We start from the raw sequence: 12922 nt of genomic DNA on the forward strand, positions 1-12922 counted from the left end.
TGGTGATAAGAAATTGTAGTGATGAAAAATTGTGGTGATGTCAGATAGATACCCATCAAGGGAGAATTATCATGAAAGCCTTATTACTGGAACAACACGAAACATTATCAGCCTCTATTCAAGAGATTGATGCCTCTCAATTGCCCGCGGGGAATGTGGTTGTTGATATTCATTGGTCCACTCTCAATTACAAAGATGCCCTTGCGATTACCGGCAAAGGAAAGATTATCCGCCAATTTCCTATGGTGCCGGGGATCGATTTTTCGGGTGTGGTCCATCATTGTGAAGATCCCCGTTTTCACGTCGGGCAACAGGTTTTACTGACAGGCTGGGGTGTGGGAGAAACGCACTGGGGGGGACTGGCAGAACAAGCGCGGGTATCGGGTGAATGGCTGACACCCTTGCCGCACGCATTAACGCCCCGACAAGCCATGATCATCGGCACAGCGGGTTTTACGGCCATGTTATGCGTCATGGCGTTGGAACAAGGGGGGGTAACGCCTGACAGCGGAGAGATTGCCGTGACGGGCGCCAGTGGCGGTGTTGGCAGCACGGCAATCACCTTGCTGTCACAACTGGGCTATTCCGTGACCGCGATTAGCAGCAAACCCGATAGTCGAGATTACCTGCTCTCACTGGGGGCAAATACGGTTTTGCCTGCCGGTGACTTCAACCAACCATCACGCCCGCTGGAAAAACAGCGTTGGGCAGGTGTGATAGATACGGTTGGCGGCGTAACCTTGGCAACATTGCTGGCCCAAATCCATTACAACGGCACGGTGGCGGCCTGTGGCATGGCCAGTGACAGCCAGCTTCCCACCAGTGTGATGCCGTTTATCCTGCGTAATGTTCGCTTGCAGGGTGTGGCATCTGTGACGGTTCCGGCCGCCAAACGCTCTGCCATTTGGCAGCGTTTGCAGAAGCTGTTGCCAGCGGCCTTTTATCAACAAACCGCCAATGAAATTACACTAGAGCACGTGATCGAATACGCCAATAAGTTGATAAACAATCAAATTACGGGCAGGACAATCGTGAAGGTGCGCTGATAAGACCAGTATTTTGCTGCCAAATGCCACGATATGTTTATAATGTCGGGCTTTATCGCCAAATTTACAATTCTAGATATCAGAAAGAGATGACAAACCGTTAACATCGAGTTATCTTGGTCGATTGTTGACAGATTGCCGGAGATACCCGCACAATGGCAGATAAGTTTCGCATTTTACTCTTGAATGGCCCCAACCTGAACCTGTTGGGAACGCGAGAGCCAGAGACCTACGGCAAGTTAACGCTTGATGACATCGTTAACAGACTGTCAAAAGAAGCTCACCAATCGGGGGCTGAATTATCCCATCTGCAATCCAACGCAGAATCTGAATTAATTGAGAGAATTCATTCAGCGCGAGGCAATACGGATTTTATTTTAATTAACCCTGCGGCATACACGCATACCAGCGTAGCATTGCGCGACGCACTTCTGGCGGTCGATATCCCATTTATTGAGATTCACCTTTCCAACGTGCACGCCCGCGAACCATTCCGCCACCACTCATATCTTTCCGATATTGCAGTCGGCGTAATCTGCGGGTTGGGAGCGGATGGTTATCGTTTCGCATTACAGGCAGCGGTCAACCGCTTGTCAACATCCAACTAATTGACTGAAAAAGTACGGAACCACACTCATGGATATTCGTAAGATAAAAAAATTGATCGAGCTGGTTGAAGAATCTGGCATTTCTGAACTGGAAATTTCTGAAGGTGAAGAGTCAGTACGCATCAGCCGGACAACGGTAGCCACGGCAATCCCTGTGACCCAGCAATATATTTCTGCACCTGCCCAGCAGCCAGTGCATGCCGCAGCGCCCGCAGCACCCGCCATCGCTGACAGATCGGCTGAAATCAGCGGTCACATCGTTCGCTCCCCAATGGTGGGAACGTTCTACCGTTCACCCAGCCCAGATGCGAAACCTTTCATCGAAGTCGGCCAGCATGTGAATCAGGGCGAAACCCTGTGTATCGTTGAAGCCATGAAAATGATGAACCAGATCGAAGCTGACAAAACAGGTGTCGTGAAAGCGATTCTGGCTCAAGACGGTCAACCGGTTGAATTCGACGAGCCATTGGTCGTCATCGAATAACGAGGCGCACCCCATGCTTGAAAAAATTGTCATTGCTAACCGCGGTGAAATTGCACTGCGTATCCTGAGAGCCTGTAAAGAACTTGGGATCAAAACCGTAGCGGTGCACTCTGCGGCAGATCGTGACCTGAAGCACGTCCTGCTGGCGGATGAAACCGTCTGCATCGGCCCTGCCGCCTCGGCAAAAAGTTACCTGAATATTCCTGCTATTATCTCTGCGGCGGAAATCACTTGTGCGCAGGCCATCCATCCCGGTTATGGCTTCCTGTCTGAAAATGCCGACTTCGCTGAACAGGTCGAGCGTTCCGGCTTTATTTTCATCGGCCCGAAAGCAGAGACTATCCGTTTGATGGGCGATAAAGTTTCCGCTATCAGTGCGATGAAAAAAGCGGGCGTTCCTTGCGTTCCTGGCTCTGATGGCCCATTGGGTGACGATGCCGAGAAAAACAAAGTCATTGCCAACCGCATCGGTTATCCGGTGATCATCAAGGCATCCGGCGGCGGCGGCGGTCGTGGTATGCGCGTTGTCCGCAGCGACAAAGATCTGGAACAATCCATCGCCATGACCCGCGCAGAAGCCAAAGCCGCGTTCAACAACGACATGGTCTACATGGAGAAATTCCTTGAGAACCCACGTCACGTTGAAATTCAGGTTTTGGCTGATGGTCAGGGTAATGCGCTCTATCTGGCTGAACGTGACTGCTCCATGCAGCGCCGCCACCAGAAAGTGGTGGAAGAAGCGCCGGCACCGGGCATTTCACCAGAGCTGCGCCGCAGCATCGGTGAGCGCTGTGCCAATGCCTGTATCGAAATCGGCTATCGCGGAGCGGGTACCTTTGAGTTTCTGTACGAAAACGACGAATTCTACTTTATTGAGATGAATACCCGTATTCAGGTTGAACATCCCGTGACTGAAATGATCACCGGCGTTGACTTGATTAAGGAACAGTTACGTATTGCCTCTGGCCTGCCGCTGTCCATCAAACAGGAAGACATCGAAATCAACGGTCATGCGATCGAATGCCGTATCAATGCGGAAGATCCGAAAACCTTCCTGCCAAGTCCGGGCAAGATCACCCATTTCCACTCGCCGGGCGGGTTTGGTGTGCGTTGGGAATCCCATATCTATGCAGGCTATACCGTACCGCCTTACTATGATTCGATGATCGGTAAGTTAATCACTTACGGCGAGACCCGTGAAGTGGCGATTGCCCGCATGAAGAATGCGCTGGCCGAATTGATCATTGATGGCATCAAGACCAATATCGACCTGCAACTGGCCATCATGAATGACGAGAACTTCCAGCAAGGTGGCACCAATATCCACTATCTGGAGAAGAAACTGGGCTTGCAGGATAAGTAAGTCTTCTTTCTAACGTTCAGGCAGCATTGCCTAAAATCAATAAAATCCCATCTTTTACCGGTGGGATTTTTTATTTAATCCGCGTTCAAAAACACCCGATAAATATTTAAATGAATATGGACATACTGACTTCCAAAATAACAACTTAACCAAAAGACAAAATACATACGACCTTTTAAAAAATATTATTTCATTGAAAATCAAGACAGTATTCTGATTTAATTCTTATTTCCACAACCCATTTTTCCCCTGAATAAATCCGCACATTACCGTACAATTCCCTCCCATATTGTTTCATGTAAATTACTCGGAGAACGGATGGACGGACGATTTGTTCAATCCAACAAAGAAGCACGCTGGGCAATATTCCTGACATTGGCTTATCTCGTTGGTTGGCTTCTGTGTGCTTACCTGCCCAGCGATGCCATCGGCATAACCGGGCTGCCCCGCTGGTTTGAGCTGGCTTGCCTGCTGCTACCCACCTTATTTATCATCCTTTGCGGGTTGATGGTGAAGTACCTGTTCAAGGATATTCCGCTGGAGGATGGTGCGCTGGAGGATCGTACACTGGAGAATAGTGATGCAAAGTGAAGTGATTCTGCCTCTCGTGGGCTATCTGGCCTTGGTTTTCATACTCTCAATCTATGCTTATCGCCGCCGGCAAACTGGTGAATTCCTGAATGAGTATTTTCTCGGCAACCGTTCCATGGGCGGTTTCGTACTGGCCATGACCATTACCGCCACCTATATCAGTGCCAGCTCATTTATTGGCGGCCCCGGTGCTGCTTATAAGTATGGTATCGGTTGGGTGCTGTTATCACTGATCCAACTGCCTGCGATCTGGCTCTCACTGAGCGTACTGGGGAAAAAATTTGCTATCCTCGCCCGCCGTTACAATGCGGTTACGCTCAATGACATGCTGTATGCGCGCTACCAGAGCCGCTTTCTGGTCTGGTTTGCCAGCATAAGCCTGCTGGTTGCTTTTGTCGGTGCCATGACCGTGCAATTCATTGGCGGGGCACGTTTGCTGGAAACTGCGGCGGGTATCCCCTACGATACCGGGTTACTGATTTTTGGCGTGTCAATTGCCCTCTATACCGCATTTGGCGGTTTTAGGGCCAGTGTCCTCAATGACGCCCTGCAAGGGCTGGTGATGCTGCTGGGAACAGTGTTATTGCTGGCAGGCATTATCTACAAAGCCGGCGGGATATCAGCGGCAGTAACTACCCTGCGCACCATCGATCCCAATCTGGTTTCGCCTTATGGTGCCGATAATATCCTCTCTGGGCCATTTATGGCGTCTTTCTGGGTCTTGGTCTGCTTTGGTGTCGTCGGGCTGCCACACACCGCTGTACGCTGCATCTCGTATAAAGACAGCAAGGCGGTTCACCGTGGTATTGTACTTGGCACCCTCATCATGGCATTCCTGATGTTCGGTATGCACCTTGCGGGTGCCCTTGGCCGGGCCATCATTCCTGACCTGACCATCCCCGACCAAGTGATCCCAACCTTGATGATCACCGTGCTGCCGCCTGTTGCCGCCGGGATTTTTCTGGCTGCGCCCATGGCGGCGATTATGTCCACCATTAATGCCCAACTGCTGCAATCTTCGGCCACTATCGTCAAAGATCTCTATTTAAACCTGTACCCACAACAGATCCGTCAGGAGAAAAAACTTTCACGCCTCTCCAGCTACTCCACCCTGTTTTTAGGCGCATTATTACTGCTGGCAGCCTGGCGTCCACCGGAGATGATTATCTGGCTGAACCTGCTGGCATTTGGAGGGCTGCAAGCCGTTTTCCTCTGGCCGCTGGTTCTGGGGTTATATTGGGAAAAAGCCAATGCCCAAGGGGCAATCAGCTCAATGCTGACCGGTGCGGCAAGTTATACTTTGCTGGCAACGTTCAATCTCCAGCTTCTGGGTTTCCATCCCATCGTGCCATCACTATTGTTAAGTTTACTGGCATTTTGGATCGGGAATATGTTGGGGAATAAACGCACACAACAAGCTGCTGTTTCTCAATAATTGCGGCGCGATTTAATTTTATACAACAACGTCATTTACAAAACGAGAATTTTTATGCCTTGGATACAATTAAGATTAAACACCACGGGACAACAAGCGGAAGCCTTGGGCGATGAGCTGATGGAAAGTGGGGCTGTCTCGGTCACCTTTCAGGATAGCCATGATACCCCCATTTTTGAGCCTCTGCCGGGCGAGACCCGTTTATGGGGCGATACTGATGTCATTGGCCTGTATGACGCTGAAATGGATATGAAAGCAGTTGTCAGCCAATTGGAGCAGGTTCCCCAACTGGGCACAGGCTTTATCCACAAAATTGAACAACTGGAAGACAAAGATTGGGAGCGTGAATGGATGGACAACTTCCACCCGATGCGCTTCGGTCAACGTCTGTGGATTTGCCCTAGCTGGCGCGAAGTGCCCGACCCGCAGGCGGTCAATGTCATGCTGGATCCCGGTCTGGCATTCGGGACAGGCACTCACCCAACCACTTCTCTTTGCCTGCAATGGTTAGATGGCCTTGACCTCACCGATAAAACCGTGATCGACTTCGGCTGCGGTTCAGGCATCCTGGCTATCGCCGCCCTGAAACTGGGGGCGAAACACGCCATCGGTATCGATATCGACCCACAAGCCATTCAAGCCAGCCGGGATAACGCTGAACGCAACGGCGTCTCTGACCAACTGACGCTCTATCTGTCTAAAGACCAACCTAAAGACCTCGAATGCGATATCGTGATCGCCAATATTTTGGCAGGTCCACTGCGTGAACTTGCCCCTGTTATCGGCTCACTGCCGAAATCGGGTGGATTATTGGGCTTGTCCGGTGTTCTGGCCAGTCAGGCGGAAGGTGTTGCCCAAGCCTATGACAATGAATTTATTGTCGATCCGATCGTTGAACAAGAAGAATGGTGCCGCATCACAGGGATTAAAAAATAATCACCTGATACCTATTGCAAAGCGCGATTATCCACTAAAATGATCACTTGGGAGGTCAAATTGGGGGTAATCCGCTCTCTTTGTGATTAGAAATATAAGTAATAATAAATTTTATCAAAAACATGTAACCACATGTTATTTAAGACTAATTAAACAAATCTGAAAAAATCAACTGGAAAAAATCCGTTATAAATATCGATTCGCTCAAAGTTTGGCCTTTCATATCTTGTGAAAAATGCGTAATATACGCGCCCTTAGTCACAGTTGACCACTCTTTCTTCGTCTATGCGTATCGGACAATACCAGTTGAAAAACTGTCTTATTGCGGCTCCTATGGCAGGCATTACAGATCGCCCGTTTCGATCTCTTTGCTACCACATGGGTGCAGGAATGGCAGTCTCAGAAATGCTTTCTTCCAATCCCCAAGTTTGGAAGACGGATAAATCCCGGCTGCGTATGGTTCATAGCGACGAACCCGGCGTGCGTTCTGTACAAATTGCCGGTAGTGATCCCGATGATATGGCGGCGGCAGCGAAAATTAACGTAGCCAACGGCGCTCAGATCATCGATATCAATATGGGGTGCCCAGCTAAGAAGGTGAATCGTAAGCTGGCAGGCTCTGCATTACTGCGTTATCCAGAACTGGTTGAAAAAATCCTTTCTGCGGTAGTCAATGCAGTGGATGTTCCTGTCACTTTGAAGATCCGCACAGGCTGGTCACCGGAAGAACGTAACTGTGTAGAAATTGCCCAATTGGCCGAGCGTTGCGGTATTCAGGCTCTTACGATACATGGCAGGACACGATCTTGCCTGTTTAATGGTGAGGCCGAGTACGACAACATTCGGACAGTTAAGCAGACTGTTGCCATACCAATTATTGCCAATGGTGACATTACTGACCCGCTAAAAGCCAGAGCAGTGCTTGAATACACTGGGGCTGATGCCCTAATGATAGGCCGTGCTGCTCAGGGAAGACCCTGGATCTTTCGGGAAATCCAGCACTATCTGGAAACAGGAGAATTGCTGCCACCGATGCCCCTTGGCGACGTGCAGCGTTTAATGAGTGAGCATATGCGAGAACTGCATGATTTTTACGGTCAAGGCAAAGGAGTTCGTATTGCTCGCAAGCATGTATCTTGGTATCTCAAGGAACATGCCCCTGCTGACCAGTTTCGGCGCACATTCAACGCCATTGAGGATGCCAGCGAACAGCTGGAGGCGTTGGAGGCATACTTCGAAAATTTTTGCGTAAATAAAGAAAAGAGCTGACAGAACTATGTTCGAACAACGCGTAAATTCTGATGTACTAACCGTTGCTACTGTAAATTCACAAGATCAGGTAACACAAAAACCTCTGCGTGATTCAGTTAAACAAGCACTGAAGAACTATTTTGCTCAACTGAACGGTCAAGACGTTAATGACCTGTATGAGCTGGTACTGGCTGAAGTAGAACAGCCACTGTTGGACATGGTGATGCAATACACCCGTGGCAACCAGACTCGCGCAGCACTGATGATGGGCATCAACCGTGGTACTCTGCGTAAGAAACTGAAAAAATACGGCATGAACTAATCGTTCATTCGTAACTGCTTGAAGAAAAGGCACAATAGTGAATAACTGTTGTGCTTTTTTTGTTTGTGTTTATACAAATGTTGATACATTGTTCACCGAACAAACCTATAAGCCTTCTGGCATTATTCGGTTCGCAAGGCATCTATCGTAGATACAGGCATTTCGATAACCGTTTTAACGCTCTTATCTATTCTCTCAATAATTCCTGTTCTGGGACCGTTGATCCATTCAGCGCTTTTATAAAATCTTTCCTGTATCGCTGATAGTTCATCCATATCTTTAAACGCTCGGATGAGGTAATAATAATCTTGGTTGTGTAGTGAATTACCAAAACTCACAACATCAATTCCTTGTGAGCGATGTAATGGGACGCTGATACTTGTCATGATTTTGTGGAACTGTTTGCCTGTTCCTTTTTTTAACTCATACTGGAGTATTTCTATAACCTTATTATTCATGTATCCACCTTACTTGTTGTTATTTCTTCAACACTAGCAGATTTTCGTTCTTAGCATAACGGAAAATAATAAAAAAGCCCCTGAAATTCAGAGGATAAACTTGCGAAAACATGAGGACGGAATATTTACAAAATATTAAACTTTACAAATGGAAGTATTGGAGGATTTGACTCCACCATTTTTTGTGGTTTATTGAAATATTGTACTCTTCACAGCAAACAATATAAAAGTAGTCGTCCATATTATTAGGAAAACCATAATTATCTCCCATCATATCAGAATCATTACTAATATAGAATGGAGAGCTTTGACCAATATATTTATTGTCTTTGTACAGGACTGCAAAGTATGGTCTTGGATAATTTATATGATACCAGATACCCAATGGATTCACGGGAAGAGGGGTGTAGAAAATAACATGATAATCATCTTTCTCACGTTCACCATTCTCTAAAAAAGACGGTAAAAAGGTTACATGTGATAAGAAAAACCACCATAGAAAAAATATAGATATGACTCCATATTTAAGGAGCTTACTTACCTTCATATATTATTCTATCCTTTTCTAGTGGTTCTGTCCAAAACACATCAGAAAATACAACAAAATCTCCACCTTCATCATGTATATTTTGCCACTCTCTAAAGTCTCTGTTAAATACAGGAACATAACCTCTATAATTTCTGTACAACCACCCAAAATCGCCAGAAGCGAAACTTGCCATGTATACAGGGATTTCCTTTCTTGGTATAACACCGTCTCTTGACCATATGCCTAATATCTCACTTGCAATATTATTTCCATCAGAAATAATACCTTTGTCTGGATAATACTTATCAGTAAAATCATAGGTATCTTTTATATAAAACCCTAAATTTTCCACTGTGAATTTCTTTTTATTTCCCCTTATATCAAAATAACCTCTTACTGCAACTTTCAAAGTACCAACTCCTATCGCCCCCATTAATTCATCCATTGTATCTAAATACGAACCAAATTCTTTATAATTAACTTGAGCAAGATGATCTAATTCAATTGCACTATTTTCATAACCTACATGTATTAGTCCATCTATTTCTTTTTCTTTATTTCTGTCGAAGACATTAACAAATAATTGCTTCTTTCCATTTGGACTTGCCCAAATATTTTTTAAATCATCAATGCAACTATTTACCACGTCATAATTTCTAGCCCAATCCATTTTTACAATTGAATTATTCACCCTTTCCTTCGGTATTTCCATTGAATTACCTCGGACAAAACCACCTCTTGTTTTGTCATTAAATTTAAATGCTGGCGTAATTGAAAACCAATGTTTCATCAAAGCTGATGCTGTCGTCCACCCCATCTTATCCATGATTTTTGGAATATCATAAAGCGATAATTCATCAAATAGAATCGTTGTAGTTGCACCGCCTTTGACGGTTTTCGTTTTTAAAATACTCATTTTTTCATCCCTATTTTTGTTTGGTATAAATATTCAACTTCGAGATCTTCTTCTACTTTTGAATTTATCGTATCCGTGATACCAGCCTCTTTCGAAACGCCTTTTTTCAGTCCCTTTGCCGTATTAATACCATAAGCAACATGGCAACAATTATCCCCAGTAACCTCATTTTTCAGCATAAATTTTTTGCTAAATAAGTCTTCTACTGCCGTTTCAAGTGGCTTAATCAACGACGAAAACCCCGAAAGCAGCGGCCTTTCCTCTTCACGCCCCTGCAATTGCGATATCGCATAGCCTGTTGTCCCTGCCGCGCGGTGCGTAAATGACACCGACTTATAATCAAGCTGCACCGTTTCATACGGGATCTGGTCATTGTCATCAATTGAATGCGGATAGTGGCAGGAAAAATCAACAATGGTGGCACCTGTCAGTTTGATCTCATAGAAAAATTCCAATTGTCCGACAAGGTTTACGCGGTAACACTTAAAAAGGGCATCCAGCAACTCGTTCTTGTCTATCGCCAACCCCAGCAACGGGGAAGATTTATCAATGGGTTTGGTAAAGCTGACCGGAAGGTGATTGACGTTCTGATCGCGGGTCATCATGTGGCTGAGGTGTAATACCTGTATTTCATCTTCCCGCCCGGCCTGATAGCGGTTGCCGATAGATTCGGGGGTTGAACAGCCCGCCGAGATTAAGCCTTGTTTCTTGCCCTTTAACGACAAGTAAATAAGATAGGACATTCCTGTCTCCTGTCATCTGATTTTCAATTAATGCTCATTACAGCATCAATTAAACAGGATATAACAGCCAGTCTTATCTATTCCAGCATGGATAAAAGCCCACCAGTTAAATTGTGATTAACCTCTCTTCTTAAATAAAATCAGATAATTACCTAATTTAAATTTCAGATAGTACCCTAATAAAAAAACACATTGAGGGAGCGTTGCGATAAATTCCACCGGAATCGATTGAGAGATTAGATACATGACCCGCTATAACCCTATCAATTTCAAATTGTAGCTCATAAGGCGAAAGCCGTTTGAAGTATAACGATATAAATAGGTTTTCATAATTGTGATACACCCATTTTTCTCATCCCCGGTTTCTGCTGTTGTAAGGAAGCGGTTTCCATGAAGATTTTGACATGGTGAAGCAACTGCCACATAAATTGGCAGCAGTGGTTTCGTGTCACGGTTTCATGCAAGGATTGCCATAGACGTTCAATTTTATTCAACCACGGGGAATAGGACGGTAAAAAGAGAAGGTTAAATTGGGGATTTTTTGCCAGCCAAACCCTGACCTTCCGGCTCTTATGAATGCAATAGTTATCTAAAATTAACGTGATTGTCTTGGCACTGGTATATTGATGATTAATTTCATCTAACAATTTGATAAATAAATCTGAGTTCTTTCTCAAGCCACCGACATACGTGATTTCTTTCGTTTTCGCATTGAGGCAACCCGCAAGGTAGTGTTTTTGGTTCTTTCCGGGGGTAACAACACGCTTTTGCTGTCCTTTGAAGCACCAGTCTGCACCGATTTTCGGGTTAAGGTTGATGTCCACTTCATCCTCATATAAGACAGGATGTTTCCCTGAGGCATTGGATAACGCCTCGCTGATTTTGGCCATTTTTTCATCATACTCAGGGTCAGGTAATTTTAAGGTTGGCGCCGCCCTTCGCCAAACGATGCCCGCCCGACAAAAGTAGCGATAGAGTGTACTTTGAGAGGAGCGATATATTCAGTATCTCATTGATTTTAAGTGTAATCAGTTCAAGGCTCCATCGTGAACGGAGATAGCCAAGATGTTGTGGAGAGTGCTGTAATAAGAAAGAAATGACGGAGAGAAGCGGGGCTAAATTCCAGATGGCAGGCCTTCCCGCAGGGAGGCTTTTAAGCCCTTCCAACCCGTATAATGTTAACCAATTTACCCAACGATTAACTGAAGAACGTGAACAGTGAAGCGTTCTGGAAACGTGAGAAACCGTACTCCCTTCATGCAACATCAAGAGCGCGGTGAGGCGACGTGCATAGTTCTTATCCCGGGTTTTCTGGATAGCTTTTTTCATTTGACGTCGTTCATTTCGGGGTATTGATGTTATGATTGGCATGACTCAGTCCATTTTGGGATTTGTTTTGATTTGGCGATTAATCAGATCGCGAAAATCGGACTGAGTTCCCTTCAAGTGATCTACTATTTTGAAAACCTATTTATAACAAATAAAATATATTTCAATTGAGTGACAATTTTATTTCAAAATAATAAACAAATAATCTATTTTTATTCTGAAACCATTTATTAATTACATTAAAAGCAATCAATACACATTGGTAATATTACTTTATTATTATAAAAAATATATGTGGTAATTATATTTTGAAACTATTTCATTTCGGTGTTAAATATAATTAACGTTTACATTAGTTGTATAATTTGATTATTATAAAATAACCTGTAATCAGGCTGATTGACGATATTTACGTGTATAAATATACATTAATCAACATAACAAAATTAGAAATAATGTTTTTATGGTGAAATCTGTTTCCTGCGGGAATACGGGCGGATCCGTTTTGCAGAAAATTATCAAAGTAAATCCGGTGTTAATTGAAGATCAGGAGGGGGAATCCGTCTTTCTAACCATTTAATTTTCAATGAAATAATTTACACACGATATTAATTCAAAAGTGGACAAAATACAGCAGGGATTTAGCACTCATGCCAGTAAATATTCAATAAATCCATTTTTATTTAGTGATGGAATACCGCGTCGGCCAATAAAAATTGCACAAAATCAATGGCGCTTATAAAAAATAGGAAAAAAATGGAATGTCTTTTTCCGGTTCACTCTGTGAATCGTTTATTCCGTTATCAGGAAAATAATTGCCTACGAATTTTTAATTATGCGGTTATTAACCGGTCTATTACATCCAGCGTCCAAGAGAATGTGCTGCCTAAGAATCTTAATTGATGCCTGAT

The 12922-nt window shown here is 44.8% G+C and carries 12 protein-coding genes and 2 pseudogenes; 9 read left to right on the forward strand and 5 right to left on the reverse strand.

Going from position 1 to position 12922, the window contains the following annotated elements:
• Window positions 1-71 precede the first annotated feature (71 nt).
• From acuI to fis, 9 genes are all read left to right on the forward strand, one after another.
• Complete coding sequence (gene acuI / locus XDD1_RS16440; protein WP_045972858.1) at window positions 72-1046, forward strand: acrylyl-CoA reductase (NADPH); 975 nt, start codon at window positions 72-74, stop codon at window positions 1044-1046.
• Window positions 1047-1201: 155 nt separating this feature from the next.
• A complete protein-coding gene (aroQ, locus tag XDD1_RS16445) occupies window positions 1202-1654 on the forward strand; it encodes a type II 3-dehydroquinate dehydratase (RefSeq protein WP_045972859.1) in 453 nt (150 codons plus the stop codon).
• Window positions 1655-1682: 28 nt separating this feature from the next.
• On the forward strand, window positions 1683-2138 hold the full coding sequence (gene accB / locus XDD1_RS16450) for an acetyl-CoA carboxylase biotin carboxyl carrier protein (RefSeq protein ID WP_045972860.1): 456 nt from the start codon (window positions 1683-1685) through the stop codon (window positions 2136-2138).
• Window positions 2139-2151: 13 nt separating this feature from the next.
• Complete coding sequence (accC, locus tag XDD1_RS16455) at window positions 2152-3501, forward strand: acetyl-CoA carboxylase biotin carboxylase subunit (RefSeq protein ID WP_045972861.1); 1350 nt, start codon at window positions 2152-2154, stop codon at window positions 3499-3501.
• Window positions 3502-3819: 318 nt separating this feature from the next.
• On the forward strand, window positions 3820-4092 hold the full coding sequence (locus tag XDD1_RS16460; RefSeq protein WP_045972862.1) for a YhdT family protein: 273 nt from the start codon (window positions 3820-3822) through the stop codon (window positions 4090-4092).
• Complete coding sequence (gene panF, locus XDD1_RS16465; protein ID WP_045972863.1) at window positions 4082-5527, forward strand: sodium/pantothenate symporter; 1446 nt, start codon at window positions 4082-4084, stop codon at window positions 5525-5527. The genes XDD1_RS16460 and panF overlap by 11 nt, the downstream gene beginning before the upstream one ends.
• Before the next feature lie 54 nt (window positions 5528-5581).
• Complete coding sequence (gene prmA, locus XDD1_RS16470; protein ID WP_045972865.1) at window positions 5582-6463, forward strand: 50S ribosomal protein L11 methyltransferase; 882 nt, start codon at window positions 5582-5584, stop codon at window positions 6461-6463.
• A gap of 285 nt (window positions 6464-6748) precedes the next feature.
• Window positions 6749-7732, forward strand: coding sequence for a tRNA dihydrouridine synthase DusB (dusB, locus tag XDD1_RS16475; RefSeq protein WP_071827287.1), 984 nt, complete (start codon window positions 6749-6751; stop codon window positions 7730-7732).
• 7 nt (window positions 7733-7739) lie between these two features.
• Window positions 7740-8036 (forward strand): DNA-binding transcriptional regulator Fis, encoded by a 297-nt coding sequence (fis, locus tag XDD1_RS16480; protein WP_010847912.1) that lies wholly within the window; start codon window positions 7740-7742, stop codon window positions 8034-8036.
• Between the two features lie 122 nt (window positions 8037-8158).
• Here the strand turns inward: fis and XDD1_RS16485 are convergent, their stop codons facing one another.
• From XDD1_RS16485 to XDD1_RS16505, 5 genes and pseudogenes are all read right to left on the reverse strand, one after another.
• Window positions 8159-8494, reverse strand: a complete 336-nt coding sequence (locus XDD1_RS16485) for an NIPSNAP family containing protein (protein ID WP_045972869.1) — start codon at window positions 8492-8494, stop codon at window positions 8159-8161.
• Window positions 8495-8636: 142 nt separating this feature from the next.
• Window positions 8637-9041 (reverse strand): DUF6201 family protein, encoded by a 405-nt coding sequence (locus XDD1_RS16490; RefSeq protein WP_045972871.1) that lies wholly within the window; start codon window positions 9039-9041, stop codon window positions 8637-8639.
• On the reverse strand, window positions 9028-9939 hold the full coding sequence (locus XDD1_RS20120) for a DUF6402 family protein (protein ID WP_045972873.1): 912 nt from the start codon (window positions 9937-9939) through the stop codon (window positions 9028-9030). Before XDD1_RS20120 ends, XDD1_RS16490 begins: the two co-directional genes overlap by 14 nt.
• A 284-nt stretch (window positions 9940-10223) precedes the next feature.
• A pseudogene (locus tag XDD1_RS20125) lies at window positions 10224-10682 on the reverse strand (Hcp family type VI secretion system effector); the annotation flags it as partial.
• 326 nt (window positions 10683-11008) lie between these two features.
• Window positions 11009-12053 (reverse strand): annotated as a pseudogene (locus XDD1_RS16505) (IS630 family transposase).
• Between the last annotated feature and the right edge of the window lie 869 nt (window positions 12054-12922).

The sequence above is a fragment of the Xenorhabdus doucetiae genome, assembly GCF_000968195.1.
Lineage (GTDB): Bacteria > Pseudomonadota > Gammaproteobacteria > Enterobacterales > Enterobacteriaceae > Xenorhabdus > Xenorhabdus doucetiae.

Excerpts from the sequence above, each read along its gene's own strand:
- acuI (WP_045972858.1), top strand. The coding sequence starts at position 72 with ATGAAAGCCTTATTACTGGAACAACACGAAACATTATCAGCCTCTATT.
- aroQ (WP_045972859.1), top strand. The coding sequence starts at position 1,202 with ATGGCAGATAAGTTTCGCATTTTACTCTTGAATGGCCCCAACCTGAAC.
- accB (WP_045972860.1), top strand. The coding sequence starts at position 1,683 with ATGGATATTCGTAAGATAAAAAAATTGATCGAGCTGGTTGAAGAATCT.
- accC (WP_045972861.1), top strand. The coding sequence starts at position 2,152 with ATGCTTGAAAAAATTGTCATTGCTAACCGCGGTGAAATTGCACTGCGT.
- XDD1_RS16460 (WP_045972862.1), top strand. The coding sequence starts at position 3,820 with ATGGACGGACGATTTGTTCAATCCAACAAAGAAGCACGCTGGGCAATA.
- panF (WP_045972863.1), top strand. The coding sequence starts at position 4,082 with ATGCAAAGTGAAGTGATTCTGCCTCTCGTGGGCTATCTGGCCTTGGTT.
- prmA (WP_045972865.1), top strand. The coding sequence starts at position 5,582 with ATGCCTTGGATACAATTAAGATTAAACACCACGGGACAACAAGCGGAA.
- dusB (WP_071827287.1), top strand. The coding sequence starts at position 6,749 with ATGCGTATCGGACAATACCAGTTGAAAAACTGTCTTATTGCGGCTCCT.
- fis (WP_010847912.1), top strand. The coding sequence starts at position 7,740 with ATGTTCGAACAACGCGTAAATTCTGATGTACTAACCGTTGCTACTGTA.
- XDD1_RS16485 (WP_045972869.1), bottom strand. The coding sequence starts at position 8,494 with ATGAATAATAAGGTTATAGAAATACTCCAGTATGAGTTAAAAAAAGGA.
- XDD1_RS16490 (WP_045972871.1), bottom strand. The coding sequence starts at position 9,041 with ATGAAGGTAAGTAAGCTCCTTAAATATGGAGTCATATCTATATTTTTT.
- XDD1_RS20120 (WP_045972873.1), bottom strand. The coding sequence starts at position 9,939 with ATGAGTATTTTAAAAACGAAAACCGTCAAAGGCGGTGCAACTACAACG.